Source organism: Enterococcus sp. BWB1-3, assembly GCF_016745275.1.
Lineage (GTDB): Bacteria > Bacillota > Bacilli > Lactobacillales > Enterococcaceae > Enterococcus_L.
Genome location: NZ_JADOEP010000014.1, coordinates 1 through 15,741 on the forward strand (window position 1 = coordinate 1; position 15,741 = coordinate 15,741).

The following is a 15,741-nucleotide window of genomic DNA, read 5'->3' on the forward strand; positions in this document are numbered from 1 at the left end:
CTTAACTTTTGATGTGGTGGTCGGGAAACCAACTTCATCTTATCAGTTTAGGAGGCTTTTTTACTACCACGCTGGAAGCTCTCAAGAACCCCCAGCATAGCTGGGGGTTTTCAGAACATACAATAAGAACGGGACTGAGAAATTATCTCTAATTTCATCAGTCCCGTTTATTATAGAGCTTCTTTTTATAACGCCAATTATAAAAATTAAGCTAGACAATATGAAAGATCATTTATGATACACTCAATTTGTATTTCAAACTAAAGAAAACAAGGAGTACTCATAAATGATCTATATCAATATTGTTATAAACAAACTCATCTTAAATAGGATATTATTTTCATTTCAATCAACCGGTCCGTTATGCAGCTCAAAAATTGGACTGTACACTTCAGGATGATTTATAATATCTATCTGTCTATTTGACAGGGAGTAGTTCATATATCAGTGATGTCTTTTAATTCTGCTTTCTCGGTTAATGGTTTATAAATAGTAACAATTGAAAGTTTTGTCTCAGCATCTGGAATAACAGGAGTTACTTTACAAACTAACTTATAATTTACACCGGCAACGATCTGAGTACCAAGTAGGGCAAAGGGTTCTATCCTTGACCCATCTAACCCACTAACAGCTTCCTTTAAAACCTTTCTTACGTCTTCTGTGATTTCTGGTGTTTCAGGAATAGTCCAACCGCCAACTTTTGTCATAAATAATTCCTCCCATGTGCTTATTTTCAAAGTAAAAATCACTTTGTAAATAAAATTATATAATATATGTCCGTATTACTAAACAAATATGGTGTAAAATGCTGAAAAATGTAATTTGATCACCACATAGCATCTTTAAAAATACGCGGTTAGGCAATAATCGGTTACTTCAAAAAAATCAATTTATGAGAAAGGAATACTGATATGAAAAAGAAGGATTGTTTTGAATGTGACGAAGAACTAAGGTTCAATACAAATATTGGTAATCCAGAATGTGAAGATTGCGGATAGATATATATTCATAAATTGACTATGTTGTTTTGAAAACTTTTTATGATCGAGAGCAAGAGGAGCCTTCGACGGGATTAGAAGCTGTTAGGATGGAGTATTTTCCAAACGGTTTTAGATAAAAGTGATCTATTTCAAAAACCGTTGTTTTTGAGAAGAGAGAATTTTTATTGACATGGAATGACTACCATAAATACAAAGGTAAGGGCGGTCAATTTAGCTTTGATACAGAAAAAGATGAATATGTTAGATGTGGGCTATTTTTATAAGAGTATTCAGATGTATTGGGAGAAAAATTACCTGATGACTGCTATGTTGACGGTTTTAGAAATGATCTAACAGTTTGCAAATGGTGTGCCCAAAAATTGTCAAACAAAGTGTAGCCTATTCAATCTCATAAAAAAGAATCGGAGACTGGGATGAAATGATAGGCTCTCTATAAAATAGAGCTATTTTTCCTTGTCTACTTTATAGGGAGCCTGTCCATCCTGCTGGCTGCTTCTTATCAAGTTATTTTTAATGTTGATTTTATCTTTTTTTCCCTCAATGCTGCCAGATTCAGAATAAAGAACGCTGTCGCAAAGCATAGAAGAATCATGAGGTTAAACAGAAAATCCTTCTGGAAGTCTGCATTTAGCTGGGCAGATTCTGCGATCAGCTCATTGGTTCGTGCAAACCAGTAAGTCGGCGTGAACGAACCAATTTTTAAAACGAATGCCGGCATGATCGAAGCTGGAACGAAAATACCACCCAAGAAGCAGCTGCCCATGATAAAGACATTGTTGATACCGCCGATGGCTTCATTGTTGTGGATAAAGCTTGTAATAAAAGTTGAGAAACTGACCATGACAATAAAGAACACTGCGGTATTTAGTAAAGTATAGCCTGTATATGCGTTGAAGCCGCTCCTTGTAAAAATCAGCATATAGATAATAAATGCCAGTGTGATAGTAACAGAATAACCGAGCATACCTATGGAAATACGACGGGAAAGCTTTTGCTTGGAAATTGGCGAACAGTTATTGCGGCGCTTAATTTCTGGACGGTTAAAGGCCAGATTAATGACTGCATAGCCGGAAAAAATGGAGGTGAACAGTCCATACGCCAATAAATTAAATACTCTTGCTGTTACCAGTCGATTTTGCTTTTTGGCATGATTTGCATTCAGCACAACTTTCCCATTGGAGATGAGGCTTTTGTTTGTTGTTTTAATAAGTTCAGAGGTTTCCATATCTGCTGCTTTTTGAAAATCCAAATAGGTATTCAGATAGTTATTAATATAGGTATCCATTAATGATTTTGAGAAAGAGTCCGGTCTTGTCTGAACTTCCATCATAGGTATTTTGCCCGCTGAAAGCTTAGAAGCAAAGCCCTTTTTGATCGTCAGGATATAATCAGTCTGACGGAAATACAGCGCATCGTCTTTACTTTTTTGATTATTTTCAAGCTTCATAACATCAGCACGCTGTTCAATGTATGAAGCTAAGGCTTTACTAAGCTCAGAGTTGTCTTCGTCGATGATGGCTGCAGCAGCTGTTTCCAGATTGCTGACATCAGCCGAAGAGGAGCTGGAATATAAAAAGGTGACTGCAAACGTAATGATGACACCTAACAGCAGTGAACCTTTATTCTTTTTAAGGATTTGCAGGATAGCATTATAGATGGTCATAGTGAGCCTTCCTTTCGAAGTAGAAATTTGCAAGAATAAAGAAAACAGTAAAGCCGATTAAATATAGAATATTTGTAAAAAACGGTTGGATATCGCTGTAGTAATACAACTGATAAAAGCTTTCGCTCAGCAAGTTGACCAGATTGATGCGCCCTAAAATCGGGAAGTTCATATCAATCGTATATTTGATTTGTTCGGTTCCCATCATGCCGGCTAAAAAACTCATCATCATAGTCAGTGAAATGGCAATCGATGATTTTTTGTTGAAATCTCCTTTAACTGTATGGGCAATAAATGATCCGAAAGCAAGTGCACATAGACATCCTAATGCGCAGGTAAGGATAATCCAGCCCCAGCGCTGCCCGAAATCTACGCCGTAGACAAAGTGGAATACAGCTAATTGAATAAGTATTTCCAGGAAAAACAACGTATACGCAGCGAGCATATTGCTGATAATAATCAATAGTTTATTTGTTGGTGCCATGCTCAAACGAATCCCGTTTGGCGACTGATCAGCTTTTTCGTCATTGACATTTCTCAAACCCCAGAAAAATCCGTACATACAGGCCATTCCAACGAGGGTGAAGAAGTAAAAGCTTTTAGTACTGCCGTTTTTTGAATACTCATTTTCCTCAATAAAGTTTTTCTGTGAAAAATAGTCTTCTGTAAGCTGCTCCGGTGTTACTTGCCCGGAAGCAAGCAGTGTCTCTATCTTTTGTTTTTGCTGCAGATATTGATCCAAAAATTCTTTTAAAATAGTCTGGCTGATGCCGTCTGCTGCAATATGAAGGGTAATTTCATCTCCGTCAAAGCTGTAATAGCCGCTGATTTTTCCGCCTTCCAGCTGCTTTTGAGCTTCTGCGGCAGACAGTTCTTTATTTTTGAATGCAGGCTTTTCTCCCACTTTTAGCTGTTCTAAAATGCTGGTGAACGGTGCAATATTTTCTTCATTTTTAGTAACAACAGCGATATCTGACGGCTCTACAACATCCAGATTATCCAATCCGCTAAACGCAAAGTTAAACAGCAATCCCAGAACAATTGGGAAAGCCAATGTCCAAAACAACAACGAATAATTTTTTGACATAACCTTTATGCGATATTTATATAAATGCCAAAACATAATTTTCCTCCTAATCCCGCAGCTCTTTGCCGGTAATTTCAAGAAACACATCATTTAACGTAATTTCCTGTGTGCGGATACTTCCATATGAGACAGCCTGTTGCTCCAAATAGTTCAGTAATTCGATAAGTGTCGTTTTCGTATTTGAAGTCTGGATGGTCAGATAATTGTCTTCATGAACAGCTTCCAGAACGTTTGCCAGCTGATGGATTTGCTGGATATGGCTCTGAGAAAGCTCGGGAATCTCGAGAACCAGTTTTTCATTGTTGCGAATCATGTCCTTCAACTGTTCTTTGCTTCCTTCTGCAATCACCTGTCCTTGATCAATAATGACGATTTGATTGCACAATAATTCAACTTCTTCCATATAATGTGTGGTGTAAACAATAGTTGCTCCTTGAGCATTCAGTTCTTTGATACTATCCAGAATTTTATTCCGGCTTTGCGGATCAACAGCCACAGTTGGCTCGTCCAGAAAGATTAATTCCGGTTTATGAACGATTCCGCAGGCGATGTTTAGTCGGCGTTTTAGCCCGCCGCTTAATTTGTTCGGAGTAAACTTTATAAATTCTTCCAGTCCGACGAGTTGGATGACCTCGTCCACATGTTGAATGCGTGCGGCCTTATCTGTAATATACAGACCACAGTAATAATCAATGTTGTCTTTCACTGTAAGTTCTTCAAAAACAGCTACTTCCTGAGGAACGATACCAATTCGGCGCTTCAAGTCATAACGGTTGGGCGCCATCGGTTCTCCAAAAAGTTTGATTTCACCACGGTCATAGGAAAGAAGGGAGAGCATGCAGTTGATTGCTGTTGATTTTCCGCTGCCATTCGGTCCGAGTAAACCAAGAATGTCGCCGTTTTTTACGTTCAAATTAAAATGATTTAAAGCAGTTAGGTCCCCATAGCGTTTTACCAGATTATTTATTTCGATGATCATATGAAAAACTCCTTTAAAATTTCTTTATACTATGACTATAATAAATTGAGAAAACATTCACTAGTGAATATTGTCCAAATAAAACATGACAAATGTCATAAAAAAGAGGAAAGATATGAGAAAAGACAAAATTTATGTGTTGGAACAGGGTCTTTTTCTAATGATTGGTATTTTGCTGTCAATGCAGGAACACTTTCAGCCTCAGCTGATTATTTATCCATTGACTGCTGTCATTTTTTGCGGAGCAGGTTATCTTCTGGTACCTGAAAAAAATAGATGGCTGCTGCCGATTTTTTTTGCAGGACTGGGTGTTCGCTGGCCGCTGCTTCTGTTTTATTTGCCGTTGATTCTGCGTATTTTTGGTTCAAAACAGTGGAAACAGCCGAGTGTCCAGTTTTTGGCTGCTGCCTTTATTATGTATTTGTCGGGAAGCCTGTCATTAAGTTATCGTTCGATTGTGCTGGTGGTTTCGCTGGCTGCTCAGCTTGGCTGCTGGAATCAGCAGAGATATAGGCGTCTTGAAAAACAATTTAGGCTTTTAAAAGATGACAGTTGGGAAAATCAGCAGCAGTTAGAAAATAAAAATAAATTGTTACAGGAAAATCAGGAATCACTGATTGAACTGGAAATTTTACAGGAGAGAAATCGAATTGCTCGTGATATACATGACAATGTTGGTCATCTTTTGTCCAGTGCCATTATTCAATTAGGTGCTATCGAAGCTCTTAATCAACAGGAGAATTTGATGAAGCCTGTTCAATTACTAAAAGAGACCGTTCATCAGGGAATGGATAATATTCGCGAAAGTGTGCATGATCTGCATCAGGAGACATTGCCGTTAGATATGGCTGTTGATTTAATGGTGAACGAGTTTCGGTTTTGTCCGGTGGAGATTAAAGGGACATTTTTGGAGCAGCTGTCCGCTCAGGAAAATAAGGTGCTGATTATGGTTATCAAGGAAGCTTTATCCAATGTGATGAAGCATAGTCATGCATCAAAAGTTGTGATTGGGTTTACTGAGATGCCTGCCTTTTATCGCTGTAAAATTAGTAATGACTGTAGTAAAAAAGTTGAATATGATCCGACTGAAGCAGGAATCGGAATTACAGGAATGCATCAGCGTGTGAGGGGAATTGGGGGACAACTGCACGTGAAAGCATCAAAAAATGAATTTTTACTTACCGTTATTTTACCGAAAGGAGGAAGGATATGATTCAGGTAGTTATAATAGATGATGACGTACTGGTAACGGAGTCGCTGAAAACAATTTTGGAGGCTTCGGGAGAGATTGAGGTAATTGGTTTGGGGCATGATTCATCTGCTGCAGTTAGATTGTACAAAGAGTTGAGACCGGATGTGTTATTAACGGATATACGAATGGGTGAAATGACAGGGATTGATGCCTCTAAGAAAATTTTGGCAGAGTTTCCGCAGGCAGCGATTCTTTTATTAACAACATTTTCAGATGATAAATACATACGGGAAGCATTAAAGGTTGGAGTGAAAGGGTACCTGATTAAGCAAAATCTGGCGGCAATTCTTCCTTCTGTGAAAGCTGTTTACAATGGACAATCTGTTTTTGGGACACAAATCATCGATCATCTGTCGAATATATTACAAGAGACAACACAGGAACAGTCCTCTGACTATCAGCTTTCCGAAAGGGAAGAAACGATTTTGCTTCAGGTAGCTGCCGGAAAAAATAATCATGAAATTGCCAAAGAGCTGTTTCTTAGTGAAGGTACTGTGCGTAATTATATCAGTCAACTTCTTGAAAAGCTGAATGTACGTGACCGGACGCAGCTGGCTATTTTTTATTATCAGAAGTATAAGTAGGAATAGGACGAAACTGTATTCCCTAAAATAAATGGGTTGCCTGCAAAGTGCAGAACTATAATAATTTTTTAGGAAAAAAATGTATGAACTGCCGATAAAATCTAAACTGTCCCCCATAGAGGACACTCTTTTTCTAAGTGTCTACTCTATAGGGGACAGTTTAATCGTCTGGTTCATACACTTTTTCTTTATATTTTTATACTGGCTGCCTCAAGAAAAGATTCCGTTTTCATCTCGCAATTAGCTAGTGTATTGACCGAATTAAAACTAAGCTATGCTTCTAACCCAAGAAATGTGCAGCCAGCATGGGAGCAACTCGGCAGAAAACACCGAGTTCGTCCCTAACTGGAGTCAAACTAGCTGTAAAAATTATAGAAACAGCTAGTAGTTCCCTAGTTGCTTTTGAGGCTGCTCGTTCTTGTCATTGAAGCATACACGTTAACATTTTCTATCTTTGTACATCAGTTGTAATCGATCTTTTATTATAATTTATAATTTGGTCAGAGCGCTAGGACAAAAGCACGAAGAAAATACTAGTGAAAATTAGACCATTTATTTTTCTGAATCCAAAATTTTTCTACAGTTTCAGAAAAATAGCTCTTCATGCTTTTGTCGTGACAATTACCCAATTCTTTCCCCTTCGCCGTATCCATGAGAACTGCCCCAGTTAAACTCTTTCAAGCAGGTATCAATGTCCTCTTCAAAAGAGAAGATGCTGATTCCTTTTTCTTGGATTTTATTTGTGTCCAGACGCAAGTCTCGAAAAGAACCAGTATAACGCTGATCGTCAGGTAAAATGTATTGTTGGATCTTTTCTTTTGAAAAACCTAATTTTTTCCCAATTAGCTTTGCTGCTTCATAGCTGGATAAGTTGTTGGTACTGGAAAAATGATACGTATCTGTCGGCAGCTGAAGAATTGTTTCAAAAGCATCTGTCAGCCGTTTTGCGTAAGTTAAGCCGCGAACCTCATTGACTGTGAAGACAGCCGGTTTCTGATAGAAGAGAGCCTGCATGACTTTTTTTATGATATTGGGACTTTCCTTAATTCCCGGAGAAGACAAGCCCATCATCCATGACAGTCTGAGAATCAGATAATCACTGCTGTTGTTAAGTAGAAATTGTTCAACCTCTATTTTTTGCCGACCATAAACAGATGAACTGTTCGTTTCCTGTACCTCTGAGAATGGACCTTTTTCTGCTGCATTGTTGAAGACCTGTTCCGTACTCAAAAAGACAAAACGAGCTTTTTTTCTTTGGCATATTTCAGCAATTTTTATGGCGCTTTCGGTATTTATTCTTTTTGTTGCTTCTGGATTGCTTTCACAATCTGCTGTTTGCGTACGGGCAGCTGTATGAAAAACAAGGTCAAAATCCAGCTTTTCAAAATAAGCAGCAGTCTTTTTTGGGTCAGTTAAGTCTACGTTAGAACGTGTGACTGGGATAAAGTGAAAATTTTCTTTATTTGTTTTCTGAATAAGAGAAGCTAAATAACCATTGGCTCCGGTGATTGCAATTTTTTTCATAGGATTAAACCACTGGATTAATTGTTATCTGACCATCTACTGCTTCCTTTTTTAACTCCTCGATAATTGCAATACCTGCACTGGTGCCAATTCTTTCAGCGCCACAGGCAATCATCTGTTTAAAGGCAGCAGCGTCTCTTATTCCTCCGGCTGCCTTCACCTTCACCTGTGATCCTACTTGTTTTTTCATTAGTTTTACATCTTCAAAAGTGGCTCCGGTAGCAGCAAAGCCAGTGGAGGTCTTGATGTAATCCGGCTGTACTTCTTTTGCAATTTGGCAAAGCTGAATTTTTTCTTCCTCAGTCAGATAGGCATTCTCAAAAATAACTTTTGACGGGACATTTGCCTGACGACAGACAGCAACGATTTTTTCCATTTCTTCTTTTAAGTATGACCAGTTCCCGGCCTTTACTTCGGTCAGATTAATCATATAGTCGATTTCAGTGGCCCCTGAATCAATTGCATTTTGTGTTTCTGCAACCTTTGCTTTAATGGTTGTTTGTCCAAGAGGGAAACTTATAGCAGCCCCAATGCTGATATCACTGTCCTTTAAAAATAAACTACATCGTTTGGATTGAACCTGGTTGATTGCAACCATTTTAAAATGGTAAGTCCTTGCTTCTGAGCAGAGCTTGCTCATATCTGCCTCTGTTGCATCTGCCTTAAGATTTGTGTGGTCAATAAAACGCGCTAATTCATCAATAGTATACGTTGTCATTATTTATCCTCCTTTATGTATTTACATAATAGATGATAAAACAATATTTGTTTGTTGTCAATTGAAAAAATAATTACATTTTAATGTTGACAGCGATTTCTTTAGGGGTTATTATGATTTTGTTGAGTTATTTGTAATTACATAAAAGGAGTGGTTGAATGAAGTTGATTTTGGCATCTCATGGCGATCTTTGTACAGGTATGTTAAGCAGCTATCAAATGATTGCAGGGGTAAACAAAGATATCGCTGTCATCTCACTGACAGATGCAGGTATTGAAGATTTTGTCCGGCGGTTCAATACCATGTTGGATGAATTTGTTCGAACGCACGAAGTTTTAATTATCACAGATATTAAAGGTGGAACGCCATACAATGAAGCATTTAACTACTTTCTGAGAAAAAAGGAAAAAGTTCGAGTCATTTCAGGAATGAATCTTCCCATGGTAATTGAGACGGGGCTCAATTTACAAACCAAATCGCTGGGTGATCTGTATTCTCTGGCACTGGATATTGGAAGAAGCGGGATTGAAGGAGCAGAAGAGATCGAAACACAAACGGATGATATTGAATTTTAAATAGGAATGGAGAGAGGATAATGACAATTACTTTAGCAAGAGTCGATGACCGTGTGATACATGGGCAGACGACAACCAGATGGACGAAGGCCCGGTCTGTACAGGGAATTTTAGTTGTAGGAGACGATATCGCCAACGATGATTTAAGAAAAAGAGTATTGAAGGCAGCTGCCGGGAATTTAAAGTTGGGTGTTTATACAACGGAACAAGCAGTGGAAAGCATTCCAAAAGGAAAAAATTCTGACAAGGATTTCTTTTTAATCAGCAACTCGCCTCAAACCTTTGCAAAGCTGGTGGAACTGGGAGTGGATTTTGGCAGGAAATTAAATGTTGGACCGATGAATACTCGCGAAGGAGCCAAGGTACTGGGAAGAACAGTGGCAATTGATGGAAAGGATTATGAAGCATTTGAGTATCTGGAAAAAAATGGCATTGAAATCGGGTTTCAGCTGTTGCCTGATGATGAAGCAAAGCCATGGAAAGTGATGAAAGACAAATTTGATTCAATGACTTAGAGGAGGAATGTAGAAATGGATGGAAGTTTATTTTTACCGGCGTTGCTAACAGGTATTTTCTGCTATTTGGGCGCTATTGAAAGTCCCTGGCTGTTTGGAATGAGCGGCGGATTTTATGTGGTTGGCCGGCCGCTGGTGGCGGGACTTTTGACAGGTATCGCGTTTGGCGACATTCGTGCGGGCGTATTATGCGGGCTCGCTGTTCAAGCGGTTTTTATTGCCAACTTGTCAACCGGAGGAGCCACCAACAGTGAAATTACTTATGCTGCTTATGGCGGAATTGGTTTGGCTCTGGCAACAACGAGAGATCCGGCAGTTGCAGTGACATTGTCGATTTTAATCGGTCAAACGTTTGGACTTATTTTTTATAACACTCGGATGGCGCTGTATTCTTTTTGGAATACAAAAGCGCAAAAAGCAGCAGAGAATATTGATGATCGCGGAATTGTATTGAATCATGTCGTCTATCCGCAGATCACTACTTTCCTGCTTCGGGCCGTACCGATTTTTGCTGCAATCTTTTTTGGACGGGGACTAGTTGACTGGCTGCTGTCAAATGTGCCTGAGGTAGTTACCGATATTATCTCTGTTTTAGGCGGGGTTCTTCCTGCACTTGGGATTGCGATGTTAATGGGGATTGTTGTGAAGGACAAAATTCATTTGGTATTTTTCTTTGCCGGCTTCGTATTGATGGCTTTTGCCGGTTTGAATATGATTGCTTTAGTGTTTATTGCAGCAATGGTCAGCTATGTTGTCTATTTAAGTACTGGGAGCAGCGTGTCAAAAGGGAATACTGTTTCAGCAGCAGAAGCAGTTGGTTCAGATGCTGCATATGAAGATGACGATTTGTTCTAGGGAGGGCTAGTTAATGGATGTACAAAAAGAAAATAGAATGACGAAAAAGGAATTGCGCCAGATTTGGAAGCGGTGGGGTTTCACGCACCTTTCTTCCATGAGTTATGAAAAATTGCAGGCACATGCATGGGCATTTTCTTATTTACCTTTTGCCGAGAAATATTATAAAAATGACCTGGAAGGAAAAAGAAAGTTATTACTCAGACATTCCATGTTTTATAATACGGAGCCGCAAACCGGTCAGATTATTAATGGTATCGTTGCTTCGCTGGAAGAAGAGATTGCTCTTGGTGGAGATGTACCTGAAGAAATGCCGATTAACATCAAGACAACCTTGATGGGGCCGCTTGCTGGAATTGGGGATTCAATCATCCAGGGAATTATTGTACCGATTTTATTGTCTATTGGTATGGGATTGGCCGCAGGTGGAAATGCCTTAGGTCCGATTTTCTATATTATCAGCTATGGAATCGCCGGACCGCTGATTTCTTACCTGTGTTTTATGAATGGGTATCGTTTAGGAGTAAATGCAATTGATGTAATCATTGGTGAAAATGCGAAACGAATTACAGATGCGTTCAACATCTTGGGGATCATGGTTGTTGGCGGTCTGGCAGCTTCTAATATCGTGTTGAATACAGCCATTGAAATTCCTATGGGAGACGAGGTACAAAGTCTTCAAACCGTTTTGGATGGCATATTTCCAAACGTTTTACCATTGGCAATGGTTTTGCTGGCGTGGTATTTGTTAACATCAAAACAATTGACGGCAACAAAAGTGATTCTGGTACTGACTGTGATTTCTGCAGTTGGGGTTATGTTGGGAGTATTTTAAAAAGATGTTGTGACAAGCTTCTCCATGTGATGAGTAACCGCAGGAGCACGTACACGATTTTAACTGCGACGAGTAACCGCAGGAGCACGTGTACGAACAGAAGTACTAAGCACATCATGTATCATCTACTCTGACAAGTCACTCGTAGTGAAATGAGAACCGTAGATACAAGGACTTTCCACTGATGCAGGAACCTTTAATGAGACGGTATGTGTCTGATGATCAGAGGAGATAGCAATAAGTCATTCCTGTATTAAAAGCTTACTCCTATGCTTCTTACGAATACTCGAATCATACAAAGACTGGAACACTATTTATTCGGTTTTTAGGGGCTGCAACATACTAATGTCACAGCCCTTTTTTCTTAGGAGGGGAAATAATGTATATTTTAGAACCGATTTCCAAAGAGCGAATTTGGGGAACGCCGCGATTGCATGGATATAATGGTGCAGAAGAAATAGAAAGAATCGGCTCTGTTTATTCTGCAAGTGCAATCGCAGAAATAGACTGCCGGCTGGAGGAATTTGAGGGCAACATCACATTGGGTAAGCTGATTAAAGATAACCCAGCGGCTTTCGGTTTGTGTGAGGGAGAAGTGTATCCTTTGATTATTTCGTTTACCGCATGTGATGATAATTTGAGTATTCAGGTTCATCCAACTGACGATTTTGCCCAAAAAAATGAAGGAATGCCCTACGGGAAAAGCGAAGCATGGTACTTTCTGTCATCTCCAGAAGCTGGCTGGATTTATGCCGGTCAACAGCTGAAAGATAAGAACCGAATTGAAGCAGCAGTAAAAGATAACCAGTATAAGGATGTTTTAAATGAATATTCGGTTACGGAAAAAGAGCTGATCTATATTCCATCCGGCACTATTCACGCATTAACCAAAGGCTCTCTGGTTTATGAAATTCAGCAGGCAACAGATATTACTTATCGATTTTATGATTATGACCGTAAAGATCAGAACGGAAAAAAACGCGAATTGCACGTAGAAAAAGCTTTATCCACTCTTATTCCCCAACAGGAAGTAAAAAAGGATACTTTTCTTATAGGACAGGAAGCAAAATTTAGAGAATTTTCAATTACGCATTTCATTCCAGAAAATGTACTCGAAAATCCCAATAATATTGCCAGTATAGTAACCGTTCTTTCCGGCGAAATTATTGTAGAAAACAGTACTCTGACGGCTGGGCGCAGTCTGCTGCTGATGCCAAAAGAAAAAGTTCAGGTTCAGGGCTCCGGGGAATGTGTATTGGCAGTCCCTTACAGATATTGGGGGGAAATAGCTGACTGAATTGATTTGTGCTATAATGAAAGCAATTTATTGAGGAGTGGAAGAAACATGGGCATCCCTTTGCACAAAAAAATTCAACAGGATCTTTTGGACAAAATAAAATCCGGTGAATATGCTGAAAATGAGACAATTCCCACTGAAATGGAGCTGGCTGATATTTACAGTGTCAGTAGACCTACCGTGAGACAGGCCGTTCAATCCTTAGTGAATGATGGCTATCTTGAGAAACGAAAAAAGCGCGGGACAGTGGTAAAGAAACCCAAAATTCAGCAGGAGTTCACGCATGTCATTGAAAGCTTTGATTCAGAAATGAATCGAAAGGGGATTTTACCAAAAACAAAAATTTTGAAATTTACATGTGTGAAGGCAAATGAAGAGGTAGCTGAAAAATTGAATTTGAAGCTGGGTGATGCTGTTTACAAGCTGATTCGTTTGAGGTATGCAGAAGAAAAGCCGGTTGTTTTAGTGACCAGTTATATCCCCTGTCACCTTTTTCCGGAACTGCAGAAGATTGATTTTACTTCTGAGCTTCTTTACACCACATTTGAGAGGCTGAATCATCCTATCCGTTCTGTTTCAAGAAAGCTGGAAGTGATTAAGGCAGATGAAACGACCAGTGATCTTCTGGATGTAGAAGAAGATGACCCAGTATTCTATTTTCATACGTTAGGTTTTTCAGATGAACGGTTGCCGGTGGAATATTCCATTTCCAAATATCGCGGTGATATTAATTATTTTGTATTCGAACTTTCCAGATAATGATACAAAAATTTAGAGAGATTGTGATACACAGATGGTGTGTTATAGTGCATCACAGAACGAAATGAAAAGAAGCGGTCGACATGAACCGATCATTTGTCATGCTAATGTAAGAGGACAAATGAAGGGGCAGGTTGATCGCTTCTTGAGGTTTTCTCCAAGACCTTGTATGACAAACTGAGCTGTTTTGTTCATTTTTGAATAAGTAATTGGATTGAAAAAAACACATATAAAAATAAGAGTAGTTTTATGAATAGACTATCCTTTTTTTCTTCTTATTTTAAGCATAGTGGTGATAAGTAAAGAGAAAACTACTATAATAATTAGAGTTATACATATATGAGACAGAGAAGGTGATTTATTATGGAAAAGAGTAAAGATATTGTCCATGAGCTGTACATTAATCTTTCCAAATACTCAGGAAATGACATGGATGAGCTTAGAGAAGTGCTGCTAAAAGTTTATTCAAAGCTTGGATCTGCTGGGGAAAATCCGCCGTTAATCAATCACTTGGTTAACTTTATTTACTTTAAGGAAGTAAATGAGCGTCTGTCATTTACGGATAGTCAGCAGAAGCTGATCCGTCAGTTATTTGAAATTGGGAGTAAATCCGCTTTTAATGGTGTTTATCGTTCTGATTTTGTTAATACTGGACAATTCGATTAGTATTGTAAATTACAGTATTACTGATTTTTCACTTAATTGAAATTAAGGGGAGTTTGTATCAGTCAAAATTAAATAACGTGGAGGTGATGTGGATTATGAGTTGCAGTTACAAAAAACATTCAGTTTATAACGCCGGAAGCTCAGTCAAATCTGTCTGTAAACTGCCAAGATGACGGGCTAAGCAGTAGGAAATTGGCAATAATAAAGAGTATCAAGCTCTTGTAAACAGGTATGATTTTAATGATATTCCTCTATTTAAAGGATGTATTCAGCTATGACTAAATCAGGGTTACACTTATGTTTGGAAAGGTTTATATTTGCCTGATTGGAAGGATAGACTGTTTGGATGAGACAAAAGAAAAAGTCATGAATTACTTGAAAGTATGTTGGATGAAGATTCTGAATATATGGGATTGTGAGATAACGATGAACAGGTGAAAGAAGAGCTTTACAGGGAAATAGAGCTTCTTAGGTAGTTGGGTTGCTAAGATGCAGTAGTAGAAGGTATCTTGAAAAAAGACTTCATATACTATCTAAAAGTTATGTATATTTACTCCATTATCAACAACAATAGTGTATGTAAGCATACTGATTTTTATGATTTCTTCAGATAGTTTATTTTTCAGTACATTGGATTAAAATGATAAAAGGATTAACCAAACCTGCAAACTCAACAACCTGAAATTGGATAACAAAAGAGCTGAACCATATATTTATTTTCTCCTATCGCAGAGTACCCTAATAGGTTGCTCGTATCTCAAAAAAAATAAAAAGGCTGTTACACTGACTCCGTTAAGAGTTATGTGACAGCCTTTTTTCAGTCCTTTGCCAAAACAATTGCTCAAGGTCGAGCCAAAGTATTATAATTCGGTGAATTGCTTAGCTCGAATTACATCCAGTTGTTGATTACCAGCAGACAGCTTACATTTTATTTGGATATATATGTTCTTTACAAGTATAAGAGGAAAGAACAATTTTAATGATTTCTGCCACAGTTCCTGCTTCAATTAATCTGCAGCGGCAGTACATTTCAACAGCTGCTTTGGAATTTTCTCCAAGCAATTGTACTTTTTTTCCTTGACAGACTCCGTGAATATACAGTGTTAGAGAATTATCCTGCTTATAACCAAAATTTACTGGAACAATATAAGGAAAGGGCTCATCAAATATTGTCAGACGAACTCCGTGATATTCTTCCGCAATTTCTTTTACCTTTTTCCAAGCCTAAATTTCCCATTCATTTCTTCTTATCTTCACAGACACATCCTTCTTGACTTATTATACTGCAAAGAGCAGAAGACATGTTTACCCATTAGGAAACAAGCTTTTTTTGATATAAGTGTCTCAAATGGGGAGAGATGTCTAATGGCAAAATGTATTTTGAGGATTGATTATATTAGGGTGTGTCTGAAAACTCAAGCGGCGAATATT

General features: G+C 38.5%; 15 protein-coding genes. 9 read left to right on the plus strand and 6 right to left on the minus strand.

Features of this window, described 5'->3' with window-relative positions:
* Positions 1-437: 437 nt before the first annotated feature.
* From IW492_RS10515 to IW492_RS10530, 4 genes are all read right to left on the minus strand, one after another.
* Complete coding sequence (locus IW492_RS10515; RefSeq protein ID WP_202067584.1) at positions 438-707, minus strand: hypothetical protein; 270 nt, start codon at positions 705-707, stop codon at positions 438-440.
* Positions 708-1,500: 793 nt separating this feature from the next.
* Positions 1,501-2,664, minus strand: a complete 1,164-nt coding sequence (locus IW492_RS10520) for an ABC transporter permease (protein ID WP_202067585.1) — start codon at positions 2,662-2,664, stop codon at positions 1,501-1,503.
* Complete coding sequence (locus tag IW492_RS10525; protein ID WP_202067586.1) at positions 2,651-3,787, minus strand: ABC transporter permease; 1,137 nt, start codon at positions 3,785-3,787, stop codon at positions 2,651-2,653. The genes IW492_RS10520 and IW492_RS10525 overlap by 14 nt, the downstream gene beginning before the upstream one ends.
* 10 nt (positions 3,788-3,797) lie before the next feature.
* Entirely contained in the window at positions 3,798-4,730 is a 933-nt protein-coding gene (locus tag IW492_RS10530) for an ABC transporter ATP-binding protein (protein ID WP_202067587.1), read from the minus strand.
* Positions 4,731-4,845: 115 nt separating this feature from the next.
* On the opposite strand from IW492_RS10530, the gene IW492_RS10535 reads away from it, so the two are divergent.
* Together IW492_RS10535 and IW492_RS10540 are read left to right on the plus strand one after the other, a co-directional pair.
* Positions 4,846-5,943 (plus strand): sensor histidine kinase, encoded by a 1,098-nt coding sequence (locus IW492_RS10535; RefSeq protein ID WP_202067588.1) that lies wholly within the window; start codon positions 4,846-4,848, stop codon positions 5,941-5,943.
* Entirely contained in the window at positions 5,940-6,566 is a 627-nt protein-coding gene (locus IW492_RS10540; protein ID WP_202067589.1) for a response regulator transcription factor, read from the plus strand. The genes IW492_RS10535 and IW492_RS10540 overlap by 4 nt, the downstream gene beginning before the upstream one ends.
* Before the next feature lie 621 nt (positions 6,567-7,187).
* Here IW492_RS10540 and IW492_RS10545 read toward each other — a convergent pair.
* Entirely contained in the window at positions 7,188-8,090 is a 903-nt protein-coding gene (locus tag IW492_RS10545) for an SDR family oxidoreductase (RefSeq protein WP_202067590.1), read from the minus strand.
* A gap of 4 nt (positions 8,091-8,094) precedes the next feature.
* Positions 8,095-8,808: a deoxyribose-phosphate aldolase gene (gene deoC, locus IW492_RS10550; RefSeq protein ID WP_202067591.1), complete on the minus strand. Its 714-nt coding sequence runs from the start codon at positions 8,806-8,808 to the stop codon at positions 8,095-8,097.
* Between the two features lie 158 nt (positions 8,809-8,966).
* On the opposite strand from deoC, the gene IW492_RS10555 reads away from it, so the two are divergent.
* The 7 genes from IW492_RS10555 to IW492_RS10585 all read left to right on the plus strand — a co-directional run bounded on the left by IW492_RS10555 (position 8,967) and on the right by IW492_RS10585 (position 14,310).
* The gene (locus IW492_RS10555; protein WP_202067592.1) at positions 8,967-9,383 is read left to right on the plus strand and encodes a PTS sugar transporter subunit IIA; all 417 of its coding nucleotides are present in this window, start codon (positions 8,967-8,969) and stop codon (positions 9,381-9,383) included.
* A gap of 20 nt (positions 9,384-9,403) precedes the next feature.
* Positions 9,404-9,898, plus strand: coding sequence for a PTS system mannose/fructose/N-acetylgalactosamine-transporter subunit IIB (locus tag IW492_RS10560; RefSeq protein ID WP_202067593.1), 495 nt, complete (start codon positions 9,404-9,406; stop codon positions 9,896-9,898).
* Positions 9,899-9,913: 15 nt separating this feature from the next.
* A complete protein-coding gene (locus IW492_RS10565) occupies positions 9,914-10,753 on the plus strand; it encodes a PTS mannose/fructose/sorbose/N-acetylgalactosamine transporter subunit IIC (RefSeq protein ID WP_202067594.1) in 840 nt (279 codons plus the stop codon).
* 13 nt (positions 10,754-10,766) lie between these two features.
* A complete protein-coding gene (locus IW492_RS10570) occupies positions 10,767-11,588 on the plus strand; it encodes a PTS system mannose/fructose/sorbose family transporter subunit IID (protein WP_202067595.1) in 822 nt (273 codons plus the stop codon).
* A 379-nt stretch (positions 11,589-11,967) separates the two neighbouring features.
* Entirely contained in the window at positions 11,968-12,885 is a 918-nt protein-coding gene (locus IW492_RS10575) for a class I mannose-6-phosphate isomerase (protein ID WP_202067596.1), read from the plus strand.
* Positions 12,886-12,933: 48 nt separating this feature from the next.
* Complete coding sequence (locus IW492_RS10580) at positions 12,934-13,644, plus strand: GntR family transcriptional regulator (protein WP_202067597.1); 711 nt, start codon at positions 12,934-12,936, stop codon at positions 13,642-13,644.
* 363 nt (positions 13,645-14,007) lie between these two features.
* Positions 14,008-14,310 carry a bacteriocin immunity protein gene (locus tag IW492_RS10585; RefSeq protein ID WP_202067598.1) on the plus strand — a complete coding sequence of 101 codons (303 nt, stop codon included), beginning with the start codon at positions 14,008-14,010 and terminating at the stop codon, positions 14,308-14,310.
* Positions 14,311-15,741 lie beyond the last annotated feature (1,431 nt).

Bases quoted from the DNA above. Each gene is read 5' to 3' on its own strand.
- IW492_RS10515 (WP_202067584.1), bottom strand. From the start codon at position 707: ATGACAAAAGTTGGCGGTTGGACTATTCCTGAAACACCAGAAATCACA.
- IW492_RS10520 (WP_202067585.1), bottom strand. From the start codon at position 2,664: ATGACCATCTATAATGCTATCCTGCAAATCCTTAAAAAGAATAAAGGT.
- IW492_RS10525 (WP_202067586.1), bottom strand. From the start codon at position 3,787: ATGTTTTGGCATTTATATAAATATCGCATAAAGGTTATGTCAAAAAAT.
- IW492_RS10530 (WP_202067587.1), bottom strand. From the start codon at position 4,730: ATGATCATCGAAATAAATAATCTGGTAAAACGCTATGGGGACCTAACT.
- IW492_RS10535 (WP_202067588.1), top strand. From the start codon at position 4,846: ATGAGAAAAGACAAAATTTATGTGTTGGAACAGGGTCTTTTTCTAATG.
- IW492_RS10540 (WP_202067589.1), top strand. From the start codon at position 5,940: ATGATTCAGGTAGTTATAATAGATGATGACGTACTGGTAACGGAGTCG.
- IW492_RS10545 (WP_202067590.1), bottom strand. From the start codon at position 8,090: ATGAAAAAAATTGCAATCACCGGAGCCAATGGTTATTTAGCTTCTCTT.
- deoC (WP_202067591.1), bottom strand. From the start codon at position 8,808: ATGACAACGTATACTATTGATGAATTAGCGCGTTTTATTGACCACACA.
- IW492_RS10555 (WP_202067592.1), top strand. From the start codon at position 8,967: ATGAAGTTGATTTTGGCATCTCATGGCGATCTTTGTACAGGTATGTTA.
- IW492_RS10560 (WP_202067593.1), top strand. From the start codon at position 9,404: ATGACAATTACTTTAGCAAGAGTCGATGACCGTGTGATACATGGGCAG.
- IW492_RS10565 (WP_202067594.1), top strand. From the start codon at position 9,914: ATGGATGGAAGTTTATTTTTACCGGCGTTGCTAACAGGTATTTTCTGC.
- IW492_RS10570 (WP_202067595.1), top strand. From the start codon at position 10,767: ATGGATGTACAAAAAGAAAATAGAATGACGAAAAAGGAATTGCGCCAG.
- IW492_RS10575 (WP_202067596.1), top strand. From the start codon at position 11,968: ATGTATATTTTAGAACCGATTTCCAAAGAGCGAATTTGGGGAACGCCG.
- IW492_RS10580 (WP_202067597.1), top strand. From the start codon at position 12,934: ATGGGCATCCCTTTGCACAAAAAAATTCAACAGGATCTTTTGGACAAA.
- IW492_RS10585 (WP_202067598.1), top strand. From the start codon at position 14,008: ATGGAAAAGAGTAAAGATATTGTCCATGAGCTGTACATTAATCTTTCC.